The 23353-nt window shown below is 69.0% G+C and carries 17 protein-coding genes; 10 read left to right on the forward strand and 7 right to left on the reverse strand.

Translation table 11 applies throughout. The annotated features are described in order from the left end of the window. Window positions 1–100: 100 nt before the first annotated feature. The 4 genes from ACIO3O_RS41230 to ACIO3O_RS41245 all read right to left on the reverse strand — a co-directional run bounded on the left by ACIO3O_RS41230 (window position 101) and on the right by ACIO3O_RS41245 (window position 5177). Complete coding sequence (locus tag ACIO3O_RS41230) at window positions 101–1711, reverse strand: FAD-dependent oxidoreductase (protein ID WP_401755666.1); 1611 nt, start codon at window positions 1709–1711, stop codon at window positions 101–103. 103 nt (window positions 1712–1814) lie between these two features. After that, window positions 1815–3344 carry a glycerol kinase GlpK gene (gene glpK / locus ACIO3O_RS41235; RefSeq protein WP_401755669.1) on the reverse strand — a complete coding sequence of 510 codons (1530 nt, stop codon included), beginning with the start codon at window positions 3342–3344 and terminating at the stop codon, window positions 1815–1817. A 59-nt stretch (window positions 3345–3403) separates the two neighbouring features. Then, a complete protein-coding gene (locus ACIO3O_RS41240; RefSeq protein ID WP_401755672.1) occupies window positions 3404–4177 on the reverse strand; it encodes an MIP/aquaporin family protein in 774 nt (257 codons plus the stop codon). A gap of 235 nt (window positions 4178–4412) precedes the next feature. Further along, entirely contained in the window at window positions 4413–5177 is a 765-nt protein-coding gene (locus tag ACIO3O_RS41245) for an IclR family transcriptional regulator (protein ID WP_401755675.1), read from the reverse strand. A 261-nt stretch (window positions 5178–5438) separates the two neighbouring features. Between ACIO3O_RS41245 and metH the strand changes: the two genes are divergently transcribed. From metH to ACIO3O_RS41265, 4 genes are all read left to right on the forward strand, one after another. Then, window positions 5439–8951, forward strand: coding sequence for a methionine synthase (gene metH / locus ACIO3O_RS41250; protein WP_401755678.1), 3513 nt, complete (start codon window positions 5439–5441; stop codon window positions 8949–8951). A gap of 129 nt (window positions 8952–9080) precedes the next feature. Continuing rightward, window positions 9081–9782, forward strand: coding sequence for an HAD family hydrolase (locus ACIO3O_RS41255; RefSeq protein WP_401755681.1), 702 nt, complete (start codon window positions 9081–9083; stop codon window positions 9780–9782). 437 nt (window positions 9783–10219) lie between these two features. Beyond that, window positions 10220–11824 (forward strand): ABC transporter substrate-binding protein, encoded by a 1605-nt coding sequence (locus ACIO3O_RS41260; protein ID WP_401755683.1) that lies wholly within the window; start codon window positions 10220–10222, stop codon window positions 11822–11824. Between the two features lie 102 nt (window positions 11825–11926). Then, window positions 11927–13519: an ABC transporter substrate-binding protein gene (locus tag ACIO3O_RS41265; RefSeq protein ID WP_401755685.1), complete on the forward strand. Its 1593-nt coding sequence runs from the start codon at window positions 11927–11929 to the stop codon at window positions 13517–13519. Window positions 13520–13592: 73 nt separating this feature from the next. On the opposite strand, the gene ACIO3O_RS41270 is transcribed toward ACIO3O_RS41265, so the two are convergent. Continuing rightward, the gene (locus ACIO3O_RS41270) at window positions 13593–14264 is read right to left on the reverse strand and encodes a response regulator (RefSeq protein ID WP_384358208.1); all 672 of its coding nucleotides are present in this window, start codon (window positions 14262–14264) and stop codon (window positions 13593–13595) included. Window positions 14265–14736: 472 nt separating this feature from the next. After that, a complete protein-coding gene (locus tag ACIO3O_RS41275; protein WP_401755687.1) occupies window positions 14737–15594 on the reverse strand; it encodes a RecB family exonuclease in 858 nt (285 codons plus the stop codon). Window positions 15595–15770: 176 nt separating this feature from the next. Here ACIO3O_RS41275 and ACIO3O_RS41280 point away from each other — a divergent pair, with 176 nt between their 5' ends. The 3 genes from ACIO3O_RS41280 (at window position 15771) to ACIO3O_RS41290 (ending at window position 18838) form a co-directional block, all read left to right on the forward strand. Beyond that, the gene (locus tag ACIO3O_RS41280) at window positions 15771–17066 is read left to right on the forward strand and encodes a site-2 protease family protein (protein ID WP_401755689.1); all 1296 of its coding nucleotides are present in this window, start codon (window positions 15771–15773) and stop codon (window positions 17064–17066) included. A 56-nt stretch (window positions 17067–17122) separates the two neighbouring features. Continuing rightward, window positions 17123–18034 carry a tRNA (adenine-N1)-methyltransferase gene (locus ACIO3O_RS41285; protein ID WP_401755693.1) on the forward strand — a complete coding sequence of 304 codons (912 nt, stop codon included), beginning with the start codon at window positions 17123–17125 and terminating at the stop codon, window positions 18032–18034. A 237-nt stretch (window positions 18035–18271) separates the two neighbouring features. Further along, window positions 18272–18838 carry a hypothetical protein gene (locus ACIO3O_RS41290; protein WP_401755696.1) on the forward strand — a complete coding sequence of 189 codons (567 nt, stop codon included), beginning with the start codon at window positions 18272–18274 and terminating at the stop codon, window positions 18836–18838. Between the two features lie 36 nt (window positions 18839–18874). On the opposite strand, the gene ACIO3O_RS41295 is transcribed toward ACIO3O_RS41290, so the two are convergent. Then, window positions 18875–19195, reverse strand: coding sequence for a ferredoxin (locus ACIO3O_RS41295; RefSeq protein WP_189828463.1), 321 nt, complete (start codon window positions 19193–19195; stop codon window positions 18875–18877). A gap of 243 nt (window positions 19196–19438) precedes the next feature. Between ACIO3O_RS41295 and arc the strand changes: the two genes are divergently transcribed. The 3 genes from arc (at window position 19439) to ACIO3O_RS41310 (ending at window position 23331) form a co-directional block, all read left to right on the forward strand. After that, window positions 19439–21205 (forward strand): proteasome ATPase, encoded by a 1767-nt coding sequence (gene arc, locus ACIO3O_RS41300; RefSeq protein ID WP_401755699.1) that lies wholly within the window; start codon window positions 19439–19441, stop codon window positions 21203–21205. A gap of 271 nt (window positions 21206–21476) precedes the next feature. Continuing rightward, window positions 21477–22988: a depupylase/deamidase Dop gene (gene dop, locus ACIO3O_RS41305; RefSeq protein WP_401755702.1), complete on the forward strand. Its 1512-nt coding sequence runs from the start codon at window positions 21477–21479 to the stop codon at window positions 22986–22988. Window positions 22989–23112: 124 nt separating this feature from the next. Then, window positions 23113–23331 carry a ubiquitin-like protein Pup gene (locus ACIO3O_RS41310; protein WP_345224656.1) on the forward strand — a complete coding sequence of 73 codons (219 nt, stop codon included), beginning with the start codon at window positions 23113–23115 and terminating at the stop codon, window positions 23329–23331. Window positions 23332–23353: the final 22 nt, after the last annotated feature.

Genomic DNA, 23353 nt, shown 5'->3' on the forward strand with positions numbered 1-23353 from the left:
GCCTCCCGGCGCAGCACGGTGCTCACGCCTCCCGGCGCAGCACGGTGCTCACGCCTCCCGGCGCAGCACGGTGCTCACGCCTCCCGGCGCAGCACGGTGCTCACGCCTCCCGGCGCAGCACCCGCTCGACCTTCGCCCGGACGTCGTCCGTGGCCAGACCCCGGATGGTCAGCGTCGTACGGCGGCGCAGCACGTCGTCCGCCGTCTCCGCCCACTCGTGGTCGCGCGCGTACACGACCTGCGCCCAGATCTCCGGGGCGTCCGGGTGGATGCGCTCGGCCAGCGCCGGGTCGTCGGCGGCCAGGCGCGCGATGTCGAAGGACAGCGACCCGTAGTGCGTGGCGAGGTGCCGCGCGGTCTCCGGCGACATCCGCGGACCGGGCGTCCCACCGTCCACCAGCAGCCGGTGCGCGACCGCGTTCGGGTTCGAGATGCCCGGCAGCGGCAGCTTCTTCGGCAGCTCCGAGATCGGCTCCATGTCCTCGCCCAGCGGGTGACCGGGCAGCGACGCCAGCTTGTTCATCACGGTGCGGCCGATGTGGCGGAAGGTCGTCCACTTGCCGCCTGCCACCGACAGCATCCCGCCGCGGCCCTCGGTGACGACCGTCTCCCGCTTGGCCTTCGAGGTGTCCCCGGGCCCGCCGGGCAGCACCCGCAGCCCCGCGAAGGAGTACGTGATCAGGTCCCGCGACAGCTGCTGGTCGCGGATCGAGAACGCGGCCTCGTCCAGGATCTGCGTGATGTCACGCTCGTTGACCGCGACGTCCGCCGGGTCGCCCTCGTACTCCTCGTCGGTGGTGCCGAGCAGGAGCTGGTCCTCCCACGGCAGCGCGAAGGTGATCCGGTACTTGTCGATCGGCGTCGCCAGCGCCGCGTTCCACGGCGAGGTCCGCTTGAGCACCAGGTGCGCGCCCTTGGACAGCCGGATCGACGGGGCCGAGTTGGGGTCCTCCAGCTTGCGCAGGTGGTCCACCCACGGGCCGGTGGCGTTGAGCACCAGCCGGGCGTCGACACCGAACTCGGTGCCGTCCATGCGGTCCTTGAGCTCCGCGCCCGTCACCCGGCCGTGCGTGAAGCGCAGGCCCGTGACCTCGGCGTGGTTGAGGACGGTGGCCCCCGACTCGACGGCGGCACGCACCGTCATGAGCGCCATCCGGGAGTCGTTCATCTGGTCGTCGCCGTAGACCGCGACGGCCTTCAGGTTGTCCGTGCGCAGCTCCGGCACGTCCTTCGCGGCCTTCGACGGCGAGATCACGTGACCGACGCCGTCACCGAAGGCGGACAGCGCCGAGTAGGCGAAGACGCCCGCGCCCAGCTTGGCAGCGCCGTGCGGGCCGCCCTTGTAGACGGGGAGGTAGAAGGTCAGCGGGTTGGAGAGGTGCGGGGCCACGTCCCGCGAGACCGCACGCCGCTCGAAGTGGTTCTCCGCGACCAGCTTCACCGCACCGGTCTGGAGGTAGCGCAGACCGCCGTGCAGCAGCTTGGAGGAGGCGGAGGAGGTGGCACCGGCGAAGTCACCGGCGTCCACCAGCGCCACCCGCAGCCCGGACTGCGCGGCGTGCCAGGCGGTGGAGATGCCCAGGATGCCACCGCCGATCACCAGGAGGTCGTACGTCGCCTGGGAAAGCCGCTCCCGGGTCTCGGCGCGGCTCGCGGTGGAGCCGTCGTCCGGTCGCGCCCCGTGGGTCGGGCCGCTGTGCAGGGTGGTCATGTCGCTTGCTCCTCTTCGGAAAACGCTGCTTCAGATCTCTCTCCGCGGGCCGCGGCGGGTCCCTGTCGACCCGCCGCGGCCACGCCCGACCTGCGCAGATGCGTCAGTTCTCGTCTTCTTCGAGCCAGCCCATGGTCCGCTCGACGGCCTTGAGCCAGTTCTTGTACTCGCGGTCCCGGGTGGCCGCGTCCATCCGCGGCGTCCACTCGGCGGCCCGGCGCCAGTTGGCGCGCAGCTCGTCGGTGGAGGACCAGAAGCCGACCGCGAGACCGGCCGCGTACGCCGCGCCCAGACACGTCGTCTCGGCGACCATCGGACGGACGACCGGCGCGTCCAGGAAGTCCGACAGGGTCTGCATCAGCAGGTTGTTGGAGGTCATGCCGCCGTCGACCTTCAGCGCGGTCAGCTCGACGCCGGAGTCCTTGGTCATGGCGTCGGTGATCTCCCGCGTCTGCCACGCGGTCGCCTCCAGCACGGCGCGCGCGATGTGCGCCTTGGTGACGTACCGGGTCAGACCGGCGATCACACCGCGGGCGTCGGAGCGCCAGTACGGGGCGAACAGACCGGAGAACGCGGGCACGAAGTACGCGCCGCCGTTGTCGTCCACGCTGGAGGCCAGCGTCTCGATCTCCGCCGCGGTCTTGATCATGCCCATCTGGTCGCGCATCCACTGCACCAGCGAACCGGTGACCGCGATCGAGCCCTCCAGCGCGTAGACCGGCTTCTGGTCGCCGATCTGGTACCCGACGGTCGTGAGCAGCCCGTTGTAGGAGTTGACCGGCTCCTCGCCGGTGTTCATCAGCATGAACGTGCCCGTGCCGTACGTGGACTTGGCCTCGCCCTCGGAGAAGCAGGTCTGGCCGAACAGGGCCGCCTGCTGGTCACCCAGCGCGGACGCCACCGGCACGCCCTGGAGGACACCGGACGCGGCGTGGCCGTAGACCTCGGCGGAGGACCTGATCTCCGGGAGGACGGCGGCCGGGATGCCCATGGAGTGCAGGATCTTCTCGTCCCACGCCATCTTGTGCAGGTTCATCAGGAGGGTGCGCGAGGCGTTGGTGACGTCGGTGACGTGCACGCCGCCGTCCGTGCCGCCGGTCAGGTTCCAGATGACCCAGGAGTCCATGGTGCCGAAGAGGATGTCCCCGGCCTCGGCCTTCTCGCGCAGGCCCTCAACGTTGTCCAGCAGCCAGCGGATCTTCGGGCCCGCGAAGTAGGACGCCAGCGGCAGGCCGGTCTCGCGGCGGAAGCGGTCCTGGCCGACGTTGCGGCCCAGCTCCTTGCAGAGGGCGTCGGTGCGGGTGTCCTGCCAGACGATGGCGTTGTGGACGGGCTCACCGGTGTTCTTGTCCCACAGCAGGGTGGTCTCGCGCTGGTTGGTGATGCCGATCGCCTTGACGTCGGCCGCCGACACGCCCGCCTTCACGATCGCCCCGGCGACGACCTCCTGGACGTTCTCCCAGATCTCGGTGGCGTCGTGCTCCACCCAGCCCGGCTTGGGGAAGATCTGCTCGTGCTCCTTCTGGTCGACGGAGACGATCCGGCCGTCCTTGTCGAAGACGATGCAGCGGCTGGACGTGGTGCCCTGGTCGATCGCGGCGATGAAGGGGCCTGCGGTGTGTGCGTCGGTCACGGTGTGCTCCTCGAAGTCTTGTGTCGTACGGTTCGCAGCTTGGCGGGTCGCTCGCGGGATCAGGCGAAGGCGAGCTGGTAGATGCCGCCCGCGATCGCACCGCCGAGCAGCGGACCGACCACCGGAATCCATGCGTACCCCCAGTCGGAGCCGCCCTTGTTCGGCAGCGGGAGCAGCGCGTGCACGATGCGCGGACCCAGGTCGCGGACCGGGTTGATGGCGTACCCGGTGGGACCGCCCAGCGAGAGGCCGATGCCGACGACCACGAACGCGGTGATCATCGCGCCCAGCACGCCCGGACCCTTGGGGTCGGTGGGGGACACGCCCGGGATCGTCGACTGGGTGAGGATCGCCAGGACCAGCACGACGGTCGCGATGACCTCGGTGGCCAGGTTCTGCACGCTGTTGCGGATCTCGGGGGAGGTGAAGAACACCCCGTGCACCTGACCCGGGTTCGCGCTCTTCAGTTCGACCGCTTCCGCGGAGGTGAGGTGGTCGCGGAACTGTCCCGCGTACGTCGCCCACACCAGCAGGGCACCGATCATCGCGCCGAGCAGCTGACCGGCGAAGTAGACCGGCAGGTCGCCCCAGGGGGTCGCGCCCTTGATCGCGAGGCCGACCGTGACGGCCGGGTTCAGGTGGGCCCCGGAGAGACCGGCGGAGATGTACGCGCCGGTCAGCACCGCGAAGCCCCACCCGAAGGTGATGGCGACCCAGCCGGCGTTGAACGCCTTCGAGCGCTTGAGCGTGACGGCCGCACAGACGCCGCCGCCCAGCAGGATGAGCACGGCGGTACCGATGGTCTCGCCGGTGAAGATGTCGAGGCTGGACACCCGCGACTCCTTTGTCCTTCGTCCAGGTTCAGGCCCTCGTTGAGGACCCAGTCGGTGCCTGGCTTGCCCCCACCCTAACTCTTATGCCGTTAGGTGTTCGACAATGCCGACCGATGAACGGCAGTTTTCACCTCTGTTACCGGCCAGTCAAGGGTTCTGTGAGGTCCGTCCCACACGGGTACGGATCAGGCCCGCGCGGCGGTACGGGCCCGGGCCCGCCCCGTGCGCCCCGCGCTCAGAAGCGCCCGGCGCCCAGGTCCCGCGACACCGCCCGCGCACAGTCGCGCACCGCCGCCACCAGCTCGGGCTTCAACTCGCCCCCGGGGCAGACCCGTTCGACCGCACCGGTGATGCCCACCGCGCCCACCGGCATCCGTCGCCGGTCGTGGATGGGGGCCGCGACCGAGGCCACGCCCTCCCAGGTCTCCTCCACGTCACCGGCCCACCCGCGCGCCCGCGTGAGGTCCAGCACCGCCTCGAAGTCCTCCGCCGACGTCAGGGTGTGCGAGGTGAACGCCTCGCGGTCGTTGTCGGCCGCCTCGGTGTGCGCCACCGGGTCGTACGCGGACAGCACCTTGCCCAGCGCCGTGCTGTGCAACGGCTGCATCGCCCCCACCTCCAGCACCTGACGGCTGTCGTCGGGCCGGAAGACGTGGTGCACGATCAGCACGCCCTGCTGGTGCAGCACCCCCAGATAGACGCTCTCGCCGCTGGAGCGCGCCAGGTCGTCCGTCCACACCAGGGCCCGGGCCCGCAGCTCGTGCACGTCCAGATAGCTGTTGCCCAGGCGCAGCAGCTCCGCCCCCAGCTGATAGCGGCCCGACGCCGGGTCCTGCTCCACGAAGCCCTCGTGCTGCAAGGTGCGCAGAATGCCGTGCGCGGTGCCCTTGGCCAGCCCCAGCGCCGCCGCCACCTCCGTCAGGCCCAGCCGCCGCTCGCCCCCCGCCAGAAGGCGCAGCATCGCCGCCGCCCGTTCCAGCGACTGGATATTGCGAGCCATCGCCCGATCACCTCCACTGGGATTCGGCAGTCCCACAGTCGATACGTGCCGATGTTCGTCAATGCCGAACAGTATCGGCCGTTGCCGACCCCTGTCACCGGCACCGCGAGCCCGCCCGCTCCACCGACGCTCCACGGTCACCCTGTCCGCCGACCGGGACGCCTGCACATTCCCTCAACCGTCCCCGCTACCCTGACCCGGTGCGCCCGCCGCCTGGGTAGGCGCAAAGCCGACAGCCGTCGCAACCCTGGGAGCTCAACCATGGCCTCGTTGCCGAACCCGACGCTTGACGCCCGCGCCCGAGCCGAAGCCCTCCGCGAGGCGCTCGCCACCCGCGTGGTGGTCGCCGACGGAGCGATGGGCACCATGCTCCAGGCCCAGGACCCCACCCTTGAGGACTTCCAGGACCTCGAAGGCTGCAACGAGATCCTCAACCTGACGCGCCCGGACATCGTCCGCAACGTCCACAAGGAGTACTTCGCGGTCGGTGTCGACTGCGTCGAGACGAACACCTTCGGCGCCAACCACTCCGCCGCCAACGAGTACGAGATCGCCGACCGCATCGTCGAACTCTCCGAGTCCGGCGCGCGCATCGCCCGCGAGGTCGCCGACGAGTTCACCGCCGAAGACGGCCGGCAGCGCTGGGTGCTGGGCTCCATCGGCCCCGGCACCAAGCTGCCCTCCCTCGGCCACACCACGTACGACGTCCTGCGCGACGGCTACCAGCAGAACGCCGAGGGCCTCCTCGCCGGCGGCGCGGACGCCCTCATCGTGGAGACCACCCAGGACCTCCTCCAGACCAAGTCCTCCCTGGTCGGCGCCCGCCGTGCGATGGACGCCCTCGGCCTCCAGGTCCCGCTGATCTGCTCGCTCGCCTTCGAGACCACCGGCGTCATGCTGCTCGGCTCCGAGATCGGTGCGGCGCTCACCGCCCTGGAACCCCTCGGCATCGACCTCATCGGCCTCAACTGCTCCACGGGCCCCGAGGAGATGAGCGAGCACCTCCGCTACCTCGCCCGCCACTCCCGCACCCCGCTGATGTGCATGCCGAACGCCGGTCTGCCCGTCCTCACCAAGAACGGCGCGCACTTCCCCCTCGGCCCCGAGGGCCTGGCCGACGCCCAGGAAGCCTTCGTCAACGACTACGGCCTCTCCCTCATCGGCGGCTGCTGCGGCACCACCCCCGAGCACCTGCGCCAGGTCGTCGACCGCGCCCGCGGCCTGACCCCCGTCGCCCGCGACCCGCGCCCCGAGCCCGGCGCCGCCTCGCTCTACCAGACGATGCCCTTCCGCCAGGACACCTCGTACCTCGCCATCGGGGAACGTACGAACGCCAACGGCTCGAAGAAGTTCCGCGAGGCCATGCTGGAGGCCCGCTGGGACGACTGCGTGGAGATGGCCCGCGACCAGATCCGCGAGGGCGCCCACATGCTCGACCTCTGCGTCGACTACGTGGGACGCGACGGCGTCGCCGACATGAAGGAACTCGCCGGACGCTTCGCCACCGCCTCCACCCTCCCCATCGTCCTGGACTCCACCGAACTCCCTGTCCTGAAGGCCGGACTGGAGATGCTCGGCGGTCGCGCGGTCATCAACTCCGTCAACTACGAGGACGGCGACGGCCCCGAGTCCCGCTTCCAGCAGGTCACCAAGCTGGCCGTCGAGCACGGCGCCGCCCTCATCGCGCTGACCATCGACGAGGAGGGCCAGGCCCGCACCGTCGAGCACAAGGTCGCCATCGCGGAGCGCCTCATCACCGACCTCACCACCAACTGGGGCGTGCGCGAGTCGGACATCCTCATCGACGTCCTGACCTTCACCATCTGCACCGGCCAGGAGGAGTCCCGCGGCGACGGCATCGCCACCATCGGCGCGATCCGCGAACTCAAGAAGCGCCACCCGGACGTGCAGACCACGCTGGGCCTCTCCAACATCTCCTTCGGCCTCAACCCGGCCGCCCGCGTCGTCCTCAACTCCGTCTTCCTCGACGAGTGCGTCAAGGCGGGCCTGGACTCCGCGATCGTGCACGCCTCCAAGATCCTGCCGATCGCCCGGCTGGAGGAGGAGCAGGTCAAGGCCGCCCTCGACCTCGTCTACGACCGCCGCGCCGAAGGCTACGACCCCCTCCAGAAGCTCATGGAGCTCTTCGAGGGCGTCAACATGAAGTCCATGAAGGCCGGCCGCGCCGAGGAGCTGATGGCGCTGCCGCTCGACGAGCGCCTCCAGCGCCGCATCATCGACGGCGAGAAGAACGGCCTGGAGGCCGACCTCGACGAAGCCCTCCAGGACACCCCCGCCCTCGACATCGTCAACAACACCCTGCTCGAAGGCATGAAGGTCGTCGGCGAGCTCTTCGGCTCCGGCCAGATGCAGCTGCCGTTCGTGCTCCAGTCCGCCGAGGTCATGAAGACCGCGGTCGCCCACCTGGAACCCCACATGGAGAAGTCCGACGACGAGGGCAAGGGCACCATCGTGCTCGCCACCGTCCGCGGCGACGTCCACGACATCGGCAAGAACCTCGTCGACATCATCCTCTCCAACAACGGCTACAACGTCGTCAACCTCGGCATCAAGCAGCCCGTCTCCGCGATCCTGGAAGCCGCCGAGGAGCACAAGGCCGACGTCATCGGCATGTCCGGCCTCCTCGTCAAGTCCACGGTGATCATGAAGGAGAACCTGGAGGAGCTCAACCAGCGCAAGATGGCCGCCGACTACCCGGTCATCCTCGGCGGCGCCGCCCTCACCCGGGCCTACGTCGAGCAGGACCTCCACGAGATCTACGAGGGCGAAGTCCGCTACGCCCGCGACGCGTTCGAGGGCCTGCGCCTCATGGACGCCCTCATCGGCGTCAAGCGCGGCGTCCCCGGCGCCGTCCTCCCCGAACTCAAGCAGCGCCGCGTGCCCAAGCGCGACACGCCCGTCCTGGAGGTCGAGGAGCAGCCCGAGGGCCCCGTCCGCTCCGACACCTCCACCGACAACAAGATCCCCGAGCCGCCCTTCTGGGGCACCCGCGTCATCAAGGGCATCCCGCTCAAGGAGTACGCCTCCTGGCTCGACGAGGGCGCCCTCTTCAAGGGCCAGTGGGGCCTGAAGGAAGCCCGCAAGGGCGGCCCTTCGTACGAGGAACTGGTGGAGACCGAGGGCCGCCCGCACCTGCGCGGCTGGCTCGACAAGCTGCACACCGAGGGCCTCCTGGAAGCAGCCGTCGTCTACGGCTACTTCCCCTGCGTCTCCAAGGGCGACGACCTGATCCTCCTGAACGAGGACGGCTCCGAGCGCACCCGCTTCTCCTTCCCCCGCCAGCGCCGCGGCCGCCGCCTGTGCCTCGCGGACTTCTTCCGCCCCGAGGAGAGCGGCGAGATCGACGTCGTCGGCCTCCAGGTCGTCACCGTCGGCTCCCGCATCGGGGAGGAGACCGCCAAGCTCTTCGAGGCCAACGCCTACCGCGACTACCTCGAACTGCACGGCCTCTCCGTCCAGTTGGCCGAGGCCATGGCCGAGTACTGGCACGCCCGGGTCCGCTCCGAACTCGGCTTCGCCGGCGAGGACCCCTCCGACGTCAAGGACATGTTCGACCTCAAGTACCGGGGCGCCCGCTTCTCCCTCGGGTACGGCGCCTGCCCCAACCTGGAGGACCGCGCCAAGATCGCCGAACTCCTGGAGCCCGAGCGCATCGGCGTCCACCTCTCCGAGGAGTTCCAGCTCCACCCCGAGCAGTCCACCGACGCGATCGTCATCCACCACCCCGAGGCGAAGTACTTCAACGCCCGGTAAGAGGGGACACCCGCACAAGGAAACGCGCGTTCACCGGGCCGGACGTACACTGGTCGGCCCAGTGCAGGCCGGTCGCCTCTCCCACTCGGAGGGCGGCCGGCCTTCTTGTCCCTCAGGAGGTGTGCCCGAATGACCAGTACGGTCCCCGCGCCGATGACCACCACGGCCGAAGGCTCCGCACTCCAGGCGGTCTTCCTGGACATGGACGGCACCCTCGTCGACACCGAAGGCCTGTGGTGGGACGCCGAGAAGGCGGTCTTCGCCGACCTCGGGCACCAACTCGACGAGTCCTGGCGCGACGTGGTCGTCGGCGGCCCGATGACCCGCAGCGCCGGGTTCCTCATCGACTCCACCGGCGCCGACATCACCCTCCCCGAGCTGACCGTCGCCCTCAACGACCGCTTCGAGGCCCGCATCGGACGCGGCGTCCCGCTCATGCCGGGCGCGGCCGCCCTGCTGGCCGAGTTGCGTGCGTACGACATCCCGACGGCCCTCGTCTCGGCCTCGCACCGGCGCATCATCGACCGCATCCTGGAGTCGGTCGGCCCCGAGGCCTTCCACCTCACCGTCGCCGGCGACGAGATCGCCCGCACCAAGCCCCACCCCGACCCCTATCTGCACGCCGCCGCCCGCCTCGGCGCCGAACCCGCGAGATGCGCGGTCGTCGAGGACACCGCCACCGGAGTGGCCTCCGCCGAAGCGGCCGGCTGCCGCGTCGTCGCCGTCCCCTCGGTCGCACCGATCGCCCCCGCCGAAGGCCGTGTGATCGTCCGCTCGCTCGAAGAAGTGAACCTCGCATTTCTCCGCACCCTGTTCACGGGAATGCAGTGATCCGGACACCCAGCGTGTTTTCCCCGGAATGAGGAAACGCAGGGGAGCGAACCGTGCGGCATGAGTGAGATTCCGCATGAGGAATTCGCTCTTCCGTAAATGTATTCACGAGGTGAGCTTGGTCACGGGGCGGCCCGCCGGTAGAGGTTCCAGCAGCTGGGAACCCCCGCCGGTGGGCCGTTTTGTGTGCCCTTGTGTCCGGATTCATGAATCCGTGTACGAAAAATTCCCGCGCGCCGAACACCCCGCCCCACCCCGGCCGCCCCCACCGCACCGGTCGGCCCCGGGCCCGCTCCCCACTAATCTCGACGCGAGAACTTCGCCACACCCCACAGCGGTTCGGAACCCGGCCCGATCCGCCCGCCCCAAAAAGCGGAAAAAGGCGAAGTGTTCGTACAAAGCCGCATGGCGGCGCCGGTCGAGGGAGAACTTCCAGGATGAACCGCAAGACTCTGGTGCTGCCGGCAATAGCCGTACTGGTCACCCCCGTACTGGCCGCGTGCGGCGGCGGCTCGGACTCTGCCGAGGGCACGGGCAAGCCCATCGTCGTGGGCACCACCGACAGCTTCGTCGCCACCAAGGGCGCCCCGGCCCCCTTCGACCCGGCCCACGCCTACGACGTCGGCGCCTGGAACGTCTTGCGCCAGACCAACCAGACCCTCATGCGCGTCCCGCGCGGCGGCGGCGAACCCGTCACCGAGGCAGCCGAGTCCTGCGGCTTCACCGACACCAAGAACACCAGCTACCGCTGCAAGCTCCACAACGGACTGACCTTCGCCGACGGCAAGCCCCTGGGCGCCGCCGACGTGAAGTTCTCCATCGAGCGCTCCCTGAAGATCAAGGACCAGAACGGTCCGGTCTCCCTCCTCACCAACATCGACCTCGTCGAGGCCAAGGGCGAGAACGAGGTGGTCTTCCACCTCAAGACCCCCGACGCCACCTTCCCGTACAAGCTGGCCACCCCCGCCGCCGCCATCGTCGACGACCAGACCTACGCCCGCGACAAGGTGCGCGCGGGCTTCGAGGTCAGCGGCTCCGGACCGTACACCGTGAAGGTCGAGAACGACGGCGAGAACTTCACCAAGGCCGTCTTCACGAAGAACCCCCGCTACAAGGGCGGCATCAAGTTCAACAACGACAAGGTCGAGCTCCGCTCCTACAAGGACTCCGAGTCCATGGAGAAGGCGCTCAAGAGCGGCGAGATCGACATGATGTCGCGCACCATCACGCCCCAGCAGATCAAGGAACTCTCCACCAAGCAGGACCCGAACCTCAAGCTGGTCGAGCTCCCCGGCCTGGAGATCCGCTACCTCGGCTTCAACACCGAGGACCCCGCCGTCAAGAACAGGGCCGTACGCCAGGCCATGGCCCAGGTCATCGACCGCACCGCCCTCGCCCGCGCCGTGTACGGCGACAGCGCCGAGGCGCTCTACTCGATCATCCCCACCAGCATCACCGGGCACAAGAACTCCTTCTTCAACAAGTACCCGGCGGGGAACCTCAAGAAGGCCACCGACAAGCTGCGCGCCGCCCGCATCACCACCCCCGTCAAGCTCACGCTGACCTACACCACCGACCACTACGGCTCCGCCACCAAGCAGGAGTTCGAGGTCCTCAAGCAGCAGCTCAACGACTCCAAGCTGTTCGACGTGACCATCAAGGGCGTGCCCTGGAGCACCTTCAGCGAGGACCAGAAGGCCAACAAGTATGCCGTCTACGGCATGGGCTGGTTCCCCGACTTCACGGACGCCGACAACTACGTCGCCCCCTTCCTCGACAAGTCGAACTTCCTCAACAGCCCCTACGCCAACGAGGAAATCCGCTCCACCCTCATCCCGCAGTCCCGCAGCCAGCAGGACCGGGGCGCCGCCACCAAGGACTTCGAGCGGATCCAGGACATCGTCGCCGACGACGTCCCGCTCCTCCCGCTCTGGCAGGGCAAGCAGTACATCGCCGCCCGCAGCGACATCACCGGCACCGAATGGGCCGTCAACTTCGCCGCCGACCTCCAGCTCTGGGAACTCGGCCGAGGCGTCGCCTGACCTGCTGCCCCACCAGCGGCTTCCCCCACCCTTCTCGTTCCCCTCTTCCTCCTCATCTCCCTCTTCGTACGACCACACCCCCACGAAAGTCTGAGATACGCGGTGCAGATACGTAAGTGGCCGACGGCCCTCCTCACAGCAGGGCTGTCGGCCGGCCTCCTGACCGGCTGCGGCACCACCAGCGGCACCGACGGCGGCAGCACGACCGGCAGCGGACAGCCCGTCACCATGGGCATGTCCGACGAGATCAAGGCCACCGACCCGGCCTCCGGCTACGACCCCGGCTCCTGGCTGCTGTTCAACAACGTCTTCCAGTCCCTGCTCGCCTTCCCCAAGGGCGGCTCCGAACCCCAGCCCGAGGCCGCCGAGAGCTGCGCCTTCGACGACGGCAACACCGTCTACCGCTGCACCCTGCGCGCGGGCCTCAGCTTCAGCAACGGCAACCCGCTCACCTCCAAGGACGTCAAGCACTCCTTCGAGCGCACCCTGAAGATCAACGATCCCGCCGGTCCGGCCGTCATGCTCTCCACCATCAAGAGCATCGAGACCCCCGACGACACCAAGGTCGTCTTCCACCTCACGGTCCCGGACGCCACCTTCCCCAACAAGATCGCCTCCGGCGCCGGCTCCATCGTCGACCACCGCACCTACCCGGCCGACAAGCTCCGCACCGACGGCAAGGCCGACGGTTCCGGCCCCTACCGGCTCGACTCCGTCGACCGGAGCAAGGCCGTCTTCGCGGTCAACGACCACTACCGCGGCACCGCGAAGATCAAGAACACCGGCATGACCCTCAAGCTCTTCCACGACGACCGCAAGGCCCTCTCGCAGTCGCTCAAGAAGGGCGAGATCGACCTCGCCTACCGAGGCCTCACCGCCAAGGACATCTCCGCCGCCCAGGCCGAGTCCATCAATGGCGACCAGCGCCTGGACCCCGTCGAAGGCAGCAGTGCCGAGGTCCACCACCTCGTCTTCAACGTCAAGGACCCGATCGTCGGCAAGCCCGGCGTCCGCCGCGCCATCGCCTACCTGGTCGACCGCGAAGCCCTCGTCCGCGACGTCTACGAGTCGACGGCCACCCCGCTGTACTCGATCGTCCCCGCGGGCATCACCGGCCACAACACCGCTTTCTTCAACCGCTACGGCAGCCGCCCCCAGCCCGCCAAGGCCCGCCAGGTCCTGCGCGACGAGGGCATCACCGGCAAGGTCAAGCTCACCCTCTGGGCCACCCCCAGCCGCTACGGCCCCGCCACCGTCGAGGAGTTCAAGACCCTCGCCAAGCAGCTCAACCGCAGCGGCCTCTTCGACGCGAACGTCAAGTCCGTCGAGCAGGGCCAGTACGAGAAGGACATCGCCGCCGGAAAGTACGGCGTCTACGTCAAGGGCTGGGTCCCGGACTACCCCGACCCCGAGAACTTCACCCAGCCGTTCTTCGGCAAGGGCAACGTGATCTCCAACAACTACGAGAACACCGAGATCACCAACAAGCTCCTGCCCGCCAGCGCCGCCGTCGCCGACCGGGGCGCCACCTCCGAGCAGTTCAACCGCCTGCAGGACCTCGTCGCCGAGGACGTCCCCCTGCTCCCGCTCTGGCAGGGCAAGCAGTACGCCGTCGCCCGCTCCAACATCGCGGGCCTCGAATGGACCCTCGACACCTCGACGGTCTTCCGCTTCTGGGAGATCAGCAAGGGCTGATGCCCTCAGGCGTACGCAAGCGGGGCCGCGCGGAATCACTCCGCGCGGCCCCGCTTGCGTACCGTCCGCCCCTTTACTGCGCGCCCGGCCGCACCAGACCGCTCTCGTACGCGTACACCGCGGCCTGCACCCGGTCGCGCAGCCCCAGCTTCGTCAGCACGTGGCCCACATGGGTCTTCACCGTGGTCTCGCTCACGAACAGGTCCGCCGCGATCTCCGCGTTCGACAACCCGCGCGCCACCAGCTTCAGCACCTCCACCTCACGCTCGGTCAGCGTGTGCAGGGTGTCCGGCACCTCGTCCTCACCGGACGGCAGGTGGTCCGCGTACTTGTCCAGCAGGCGGCGCGTGATGCTCGGCGCGAGCATCGCCTCACCGGCGGCCACCACCCGGATCGCCTGTACCAGCTCGTGCGCCGGGGCGTCCTTCAGCAGGAACCCGCTGGCCCCCGCCCGCAGCGCCTCCACCACGTACTCGTCCAGGTCGAACGTCGTCAGCACCAGCACCTTCGCCGGACCGTCCCGGCCGGGACCGGTGATCTGCCGGGTCGCCTCCACCCCGTCCATCCGCGGCATCCGGATGTCCATCAGCACCACATCGGGCTGCAGGGCCCGCACCTGATCGAGCGCCTGCAAGCCGTCACCGGCCTCGCCGACGACCGCAAGATCCTGCTCGGCCTCCAGAATCATCCGGAAACCGGTGCGCAGCAGAGGCTGGTCGTCGACCAGTAGGACGCGGATAGCCACAGGTACTCCTTCACTAGACCGGCCCCATTCTGCCCTGCAGGGATCGCTCCGTGCGGGTGAGGGGGATGGGGGCGCTCCGTGCCGCCGGTGCTGTGGCTCTGCGGGTGCGGTGTGTGGGTGAGGTGCGGGTGCGTCGTGGTCTCGGTCCTGTGCAGGTGCGTCGTGGCTGGTCGCGCAGTTCCCCGCGCCCCTGATGGCATGCCCTCCGGGCAGCCATAGCCCCTGCGGCGAAGCCGCCCCGCCCCCTTGGGCTCCGCCCACTTCCTCACCCCCGCCCCCTTGGGGCGACGGGGCCGCCCCAAGGGGGCGGAACGGGCGGGCAAGGGGGCGGCCCGCCCGACACCGGCCCCGCCCGGTTCCGGCCCTCTCGCCACCGGCCCAGCCCGGCACCGGCCCGTGGCCAAGCCCCACACCCTCGGCCGCGACCCGCGCCAAGGCCCCCGCCCCCGGCCGCACACCCCGCCAGGTCCCCCTACTCGGCCCCCGCCTGCCTCGGCACCACGGGCAGCGGATACACCGGGGGAGTCCCCCCGAACTCCGGGCACACCGCCTGGTGATCACACCACCCGCACAGCTTCGTCGGCCGCGGCCGCCATTCCCCCGTCTCCGTCGCCTCCACGATCGCCTCCCACAAAGCGTGCAGCTTCCGCTCCATCCGCTCCAGATCCGCCTCGTTCGGGTCGTACGTCATGACGTCCCCGCTGCCCAGATACACCAGCTGCAGCCTGCGCGGCACGATCCGCTTCCACCGCCAGATCACCAGCGCGTAGAACTTCATCTGGAAGAGCGCACCCTCCGCGTACTCCGGCCGAGGCGCCTTGCCCGTCTTGTAGTCGACGATCCGCACCTCACCCGTCGGTGCGACGTCCACCCGGTCGATCACCCCGCGCAGCCGCAGCCCCGACTCCAGCTCCGTCTCCACGAAGAGCTCCCGCTCGGCGGGCTCGAGCCGTGTCGGGTCCTCCAGCGTGAACCACTTCTCGACCAGGTCCTCCGCCTGCCCCAGCCACCGCGCGAGCCGCTCGCCCTCCGCGTCGTCCGCGAACAGCCCGGCCAGCTCCGGCTTCGACTCCAGCAGCCGGTCCCACTGCCCCGGCACCATCGCCCGCGCCCGCGGCGCCGTCCGGTCCACCGCAGGGTCATCGAACAGGCGTTCCAGTACGGCATGGACCAGCGTGCCCCGGGTCGCCGCCTCACTCGGCTTCTCCGGCAACTTGTCGATCACCCGGAACCGGTACAGCAGCGGGCACTGCATGAAGTCGCTCGCCCGCGACGGGGACAACGACGCGGGCCGCCTCGCCACGTCCGCAGGACCGGTACTCGTATTCATGACTCAGACCCTACGACCCACCACTGACAACGCCCGCCTACCATCGACGGCAGACCCACCCGCACTGCATGATCGGGGCAATGCCCCGCACAACGGCACCAGGGCGACACAGGCTTCAACAAACGTTTACCGAACGACGCACCACCGACGAGACGCAAGCCCAACGAAGGGAACCCGTGGACGAGCGCGACGAGAGCGGCGACAGCGGACGCCCTCAACCCGGCACGGACGACACCCGCACGGACGCGACCCGCACCCCCGGCACGGACGACGCCCCCACCACCAAGGACCCGCAGAACCCCACCGAACGACCCGGCAACCCAGGCGGCGGCATCCTCATGGGCCGCCCCTTCGGCGTACCCGTCTACGTGGCCCCCAGCTGGTTCCTCGTCGCCGCCCTCATCACCTGGGTCTTCGGCGGCCAGCTCGACCTCGTCCTGCCCGAACTCGGCGCCGCCCGCTACCTCGTCTCCCTCTTCTTCGCCGTCGCCTTCTACGCCTCCGTACTCGTCCACGAACTCGCCCACACCGTCGCCGCCCTCCGCTTCAAACTCCCCGTACGGCGCATCCAGCTCCAGTTCTTCGGCGGCGTCTCCGAAATCGAGAAGGAGACCGAGACCCCGGGACGCGAATTCGTCCTCGCCTTCGTCGGCCCCCTCCTCTCCCTCGCCCTCGCCGGACTCTTCTACTGGGCCATGGGCCTTGTCGAAGCAGGCACCGTCCCCGGCGTCCTCCTGGCCGGCCTGATGATCTCCAACCTCATCGTCGCCGCCTTCAACCTCCTCCCGGGCCTGCCCCTCGACGGCGGACGCATGCTCCGTGCCGTCGTCTGGAAGATCACCGGCAACCCCATGACCGGCACCGTCGCCGCCGCCTGGGTCGGCCGCGCCCTCGCCGTCGCCGTCCTCATCGGCCTCCCCCTCCTCACCCACACCGGCGCGCTGGGCAACAAGACACAAGACATCACCGGCATGGACACCGTCCTCGACGCACTCCTCGCCGCGATCCTCGCCGCCATCATCTGGACCGGCGCCGGAAACAGCCTCCGCATGGCCCGCCTGCGCCAGCACCTCCCCGACCTCCGCGCCCGCAGCCTCACCCGCCGCGCCGTACCCGTCGAATCCGCCACCCCCCTCTCCGAAGCACTCCGCCGCGCCAACGAAGCAGGAGCCCGCGCCCTCGTCGTCGTCGACGGCCACGGCACCCCCACCGCCGTCGTCCGCGAAACCGCCATCGGCAACGTCCCCGAACACCGACGCCCCTGGGTCGCCGTCAGCGGCCTCGCCGCCGACCTCACCGACGACATGCGCATCCCCGCCGAACTCGCCGGCGAAGCCCTCCTCGACCGCCTCCGCGCCGCCCCCGCCACCGAATACCTCGTCGTCGAGGACACCGGCGAGATCTACGGAGTCCTCTCCACCGCCGACGTCGAGCGCGCCTTCGTCAAGGCCATGGCCCGCCCCCGCCCGTAACCCCGCCGGCGACCGGCGCGGCGAGAAGGCATCCAAACAGCCGGTAGGCTGGTCACATGTCCGAACCGACCGGTGCCGCCCGCCGACGCGGGCCCTTCAAGGTCGGGGACCAGGTCCAGCTGACTGACCCCAAGGGCCGCCACTACACGTTCACGCTCGAAGCCGGGAAGCAGTTCCACACCCACAAGGGTGCCTTCTCGCACGACGAGCTGATCGGGGCGTCCGAGGGCAGTGTTGTCCGTACCACGGGGAACGTCGCCTACCTGGCGCTCCGCCCCCTGCTCCCCGACTACGTCCTGTCCATGCCCCGCGGCGCCGCCGTGGTCTACCCCAAGGACGCGGGGCAGATCCTGGCCTTCGCCGACATCTTCGCCGGCGCCCGCGTCGTCGAAGCCGGAGTGGGCTCCGGAGCGCTCAGCGCCTTCCTGCTGCGCGCCATCGGCGACCACGGAATGCTGCACTCCTACGAGCGCCGCCAGGACTTCGCGGACATCGCCCAGGGCAACGTCGAACGCTACTTCGGCGGCCCCCACCCCGCGTGGACCCTCACCGTCGGCGACCTCCAGGACAACCTCTCCGACACCGAGGTCGACCGCGTCGTCCTCGACATGCTCGCCCCCTGGGAAACCCTCGAAGCGGTCTCCAAGGCGCTCGTACCCGGCGGCATCCTCTGCGCCTACGTCGCCACCACCACCCAGCTCGCCCGGACCGTCGAGTCCATCCGCGAGATCGGCTGCTTCGCCGAACCCCAGCCGTGGGAATCCATGGTCCGCAACTGGCACGTCGAAGGCCTCGCCGTCCGCCCGGACCACCGCATGATCGGCCACACCGGCTTCCTCGTCACCGCCCGCCGCCTCGCCGACGGCGTCGAGCCCCCCATGCGCCGCCGCCGCCCCTCCAAGGGCGCCTACGGCGAGGACTACGAGGGCCCCAACAAGGAGCGCGGCTCCAGCGAAGCCCAGGGCTGAGACCCCGGGGCCACGCCCCGGGGTCACCCGCCCCAACAGACCGGCGCCGCCGTCCAGTTCCCGGACCGACACGAGAACTGGACGGCGGCGCCTTTTCGTTGCCCCACCCCCGTTGACCCACTCTTTGTACGAAGCCCGGCCCCCGGCGTTCCCACCCCCCGCCCCGTGTGGCACGATTCCGGCACCCCTCCCGTCGCCGGCGCCCCTCCCGGCACAGCCCCACAGGAGACACCCCGCGTGCAGACTCCCGCGCTCCCGGACCTCGCACACACCCGGCCCCGCGCGATGCACTGGCTCGCCACCGCCGCCGCCACCGCAGCCGTCGTGGCCCTCGCCGGACTGCTCCAGCCCACCGCCGCCACCGCCTCCCAGACGGCGGCCAAGAACGCCCCCCAGGCCCCGGCAGCGGCCCGCCCCGCCCCCGACCCGGCCACCGCCACCTACCCCCTGACCTGCCGCGCCGGAAAGCCCGTCGTCGTACACACCGCGACCGGCGACCTCGACGGCGACAAGAACCCCGAAACCGTCGCCGCCGTCCGCTGCGACAGCGGCATGGGCACGCCCCCCAGCGGCATCTACGTACTCACCGGGCCGGGCCGCGTCGTCGCCACCCTCCTCGACCCCTCCGACGCGCAGAACGTCACCGAGCTCGCGATCACCCGCGGCAGCGTCACCGCCACCCTCCTCGGCTACTCCTCCGAAGCCGTCGCCCGCTGCTGCCCCGACACCAAACAGCGCACCACATGGCAGTGGCGGAACGGAAAATTCCTCCGCTCCGCCACCACCGACGCCCACAGCGTCTGACCGACCCGGCCGACCCCGCAGGGCCGACCGCCACGCCTACTCGGCGTCCGGCCCGTACACCTCGACCCTGTCCGAAACCCGACGCACATGAATGCAGTCGCCCGGGCACTCCTTCGCCGAGTCCACGACATCGTTCAGCAGCGTCAGCGGCACCGGCGTCGTCGCACCAGGTGACTGAAGCAACTCGTCGTCACCACTCTTCACATACGCCAGACCGTCGATGTCGAGTTCGAAGACCTCCGGCGCGTACTGCGCACAGATCCCGTCGCCGGTGCAGAGGTCCTGGTCGATCCACACCTCAAGAGGGTCGCCGACCTGGGCGCCGTCCGCGGTGGGAGCCTCTTCCTGCACGGTCATATCTCCTGCCGTTTCCTGCGCGGTATGCACCAATTGAAGCCAGCCCTGACGGGTGTTGAACACTTCGAAGATACAACCGCCCGCTTTCCGATGTTGCTGGGTGGGTATCCCCCCACTGTGAGGGAGTACGCAAGGGTGAAGATCAGACACTCCGCGATCCTGTTTGTGATCTAGGGGTTTCAACCAGCACCCACCCAGGTAGGGTCAGGAAGCGTCCAGCTCCCCTTGGAGGAGGTGAGGACCGTGGCAGCCCACGACGACGACATCAACCGCGGCATCCGGCCCGCGCGAGGGTCCGAGGACCCCGCCGGACAGGTTGCCTATCTAGAGCAGGAAATCGCCGTCCTGCGACGCAAGCTCGCCGACTCTCCGCGTCACACGAGGATTCTCGAAGAGCGGATCGTCGAGCTGCAGACCAACCTGGCAGGCGTGTCCGCCCAGAACGAGCGGCTCGCCAACACTCTCCGCGAGGCCCGCGACCAGATCGTGGCCCTCAAGGAAGAAGTGGACCGGCTCGCACAGCCGCCGGCCGGCTTCGGAGTGTTCCTGGAGGCCAACGAGGACGGCACGGCCGACATCTTCACCGGGGGCCGCAAGCTCCGGGTGAACGTCAGCCCCGGCGTCGAGCTCGAAGAGCTCCGACGCGGCCAGGAAGTGATGCTCAACGAAGCACTCAACGTGGTCGAAGCCATGGAGTTCGAGCGCGCCGGGGACATCGTCACCCTCAAGGAAATCCTCGAGGACGGCGAACGCGCCCTGGTCACCGGGCACACCGACGAGGAACGGGTGGTCAGGCTCGCCGAGCCACTGCTGGACGTCACCATCCGCCCCGGCGACGCCCTGCTCCTCGAACCCCGCTCCGGCTACGTCTACGAAATCATCCCCAAGAGCGAGGTCGAGGACCTGGTCCTCGAAGAGGTCCCGGACGTCGACTACGAGAAGATCGGCGGCCTGGGCGACCAGATCGAACTGATCCGCGACGCGGTCGAACTGCCCTACCTCTACCCCGACCTCTTCAAGGAGCACGAACTGCGGCCCCCGAAGGGCATCCTGCTCTACGGCCCGCCCGGTTGCGGCAAGACACTCATCGCCAAGGCCGTCGCCAACTCCCTCGCCAAGAAGGTCGCCGAGGTCACCGGACAGCCCCAGGGGAAGTCCTACTTCCTCAACATCAAGGGCCCCGAACTCCTCAACAAGTACGTCGGCGAGACCGAGCGCCACATCCGGCTCGTCTTCCAGCGTGCCCGTGAGAAGGCCAGCGAGGGCACCCCCGTCATCGTCTTCTTCGACGAGATGGAATCCCTCTTCCGCACCCGCGGATCCGGCGTCAGCTCGGACGTGGAGAACACCATCGTCCCCCAGCTGCTCGCCGAGATCGACGGCGTGGAAGGCCTGGAGAACGTCATCGTCATCGGCGCCTCCAACCGCGAGGACATGATCGACCCGGCGATCCTCCGCCCCGGCCGACTCGACGTCAAGATCAAGATCGAGCGCCCGGACGCGGAAGCCGCCAAGGACATCTTCGCCAAGTACCTCAAGGCGACCCTGCCCCTGCACGCCGACGACCTCACGGAGCACACCGGCTCCAAGGAAGCCGCCGTGCACGGCATGATCCAGACAGTCGTCGAGCAGATGTACGCCGAAACCGAGGAAAACCGCTTCCTCGAGGTCACGTACGCCAACGGCGACAAGGAAGTCCTCTACTTCAAGGACTTCAACTCCGGCGCGATGATCCAGAACATCGTCGACCGGGCCAAGAAGATGGCGATCAAGGCCTTCCTCGACCACAACCAGAAGGGCCTGAGGATCGCACACCTCATCCAGGCCTGCGTGGACGAGTTCAAGGAGAACGAGGACCTGCCCAACACCACCAACCCCGACGACTGGGCCCGCATCTCCGGCAAGAAGGGCGAGCGGATCGTCTTCATCCGCACCCTCGTCACCGGAAAGCAGGGCGCAGACACCGGACGCTCCATCGACACGGTGGCCAACACCGGTCAGTACCTGTAATACGCAACCCGGCTGCGGATGCCGGCGGACACCCCGCCCGGCATCCGCAGCCGACGCATTCCCCCACCGCTCCCACCGCTTCACCCCCATCCCGAAGCCATTGTGGAGCAAACACGAAAACGATCTCCCCACCAGCGCAAAGGCGTTCTAGGCTCTTCCGTACCGCCACCGCCGGTCGCACAGTGCGGGGACGGACCGCACACGCACCCGAGAACCAGCGGTACTTGAGCACCGCCCCAGGACGGGGGCGGCGCCGGGCAAGGAGGGCCGCATGACCGTACGTCGAGTAATGGGCATCGAGACGGAATACGGAATCTCCGTCCCCGGCCACCCCAACGCCAATGCCATGCTCACCTCGTCCCAGATCGTCAACGCCTACGCGGCCGCGATGCACCGCGCCCGCCGGGCCCGCTGGGACTTCGAAGAAGAGAACCCCCTGCGCGACGCCCGAGGCTTCGACCTCGCCCGCGAAGCAGCCGACTCCAGCCAGCTCACCGACGAGGACATCGGCCTCGCCAACGTCATCCTCACCAACGGCGCGCGACTCTACGTCGACCACGCCCACCCCGAGTACAGCTCCCCGGAAATCACCAACCCGATGGACGCCGTCCTCTGGGACAAGGCCGGCGAGCGCATCATGGCCGAAGCCGCCGAACGCGCCGCCCAGCTCCCCGGCGCCCAGCCGATCCTGCTCTACAAGAACAACACCGACAACAAGGGCGCCTCCTACGGCACGCACGAGAACTACCTGATGAAGCGGGAGACCCCCTTCTCGGACATCGTGCGCCACCTCACCCCGTTCTTCGTCAGCCGCCAGGTCATCACCGGCGCGGGACGCGTCGGCATCGGCCAGGACGGCCACGAACACGGCTTCCAGATCAGCCAGCGCGCCGACTACTTCGAGGTCGAGGTCGGCCTGGAGACCACCCTCAAGCGCCCCATCATCAACACCCGCGACGAACCCCACTCCGACGCCGAGAAGTACCGCCGCCTCCACGTCATCATCGGCGACGCGAACCTCTCCGAGATCTCCACGTACCTGAAGCTGGGCACCACGGCCCTGGTCCTCTCGATGATCGAGGACGGCTTCATCAACGTCGACCTCGCCGTCGACCAGCCCGTGCGCACCCTCCACCAGGTCTCCCACGACCCCGACCTCCGCCACCTGGTCACGCTGCGCAGCGGCCGGTCACTGACCGCCGTACAGCTCCAGATGGAGTACTTCGAGCTCGCCAGGAAGTACGTGGAGGAGCGGTTCGGGGCGGACGCCGACGACCAGACCAAGGACGTCCTCACTCGGTGGGAGGACGTGCTCAACCGTCTGGAGAACGACCCGATGAGCCTGTCCGGGGAACTGGACTGGATCGCCAAGCGGGAGCTCCTGGAGGGCTACCGCCGCCGCGACAACCTCGACTGGGACGCGGCCAGGCTTCACCTGGTCGACCTCCAGTACGCGGACGTACGCCCCGACAAGGGCCTGTACAACCGCCTGGTGGCCCGCGGGAAGATGAAGCGGCTCCTGGACGAGAGCGCCGTCGAGAGGGCCGAGACGAAGCCTCCGGAGGACACCAGGGCGTACTTCCGCGGCCGCTGCCTGGAGCAGTACGCGGACGACGTCGCGGCGGCCTCCTGGGACTCGGTCATCTTCGACCTCCCCGGCCGGGACTCCCTCCAGCGCGTCCCGACCCTGGAGCCGCTGCGGGGCACCAGGAACCACGTCAAGGAGCTGCTGGACCGCTGCCGCACGGCGGACGAACTGGTCCGGGTGCTCTCGGGCGGCTGAAATGCGGCCCAAGTGGGAATCAGACAAGTACGAGGCGAATGTCAGACCCTGGTTATAGGGTCTGATCAAGGGACCGGTTAACGACCGGAATCAAAAGCATCGAACCGAGCGGGGTGAGGTAGAGATGGCGACCAAGGACACCGGCGGCGGACAGCAGAAGGCGACGCGTTCCACCGAGGAGACCGAGGAGCAGACTGCGGAGGCGCAGGGCTCGGAAGACCTCAAGGAACGCCAGGAAAAGCTTTCCGACGACGTGGACTCTGTTCTCGACGAAATCGATGACGTACTCGAGGAAAATGCCGAGGAGTTTGTGCGCGGATTTGTGCAGAAAGGTGGGCAGTAACGGGCAAAACGGACAAGATTCA

Origin of the sequence: Streptomyces sp. NPDC087440 (assembly GCF_044744005.1) — a bacterium.
Classification (GTDB): Bacteria; Actinomycetota; Actinomycetes; order Streptomycetales; family Streptomycetaceae; genus Streptomyces.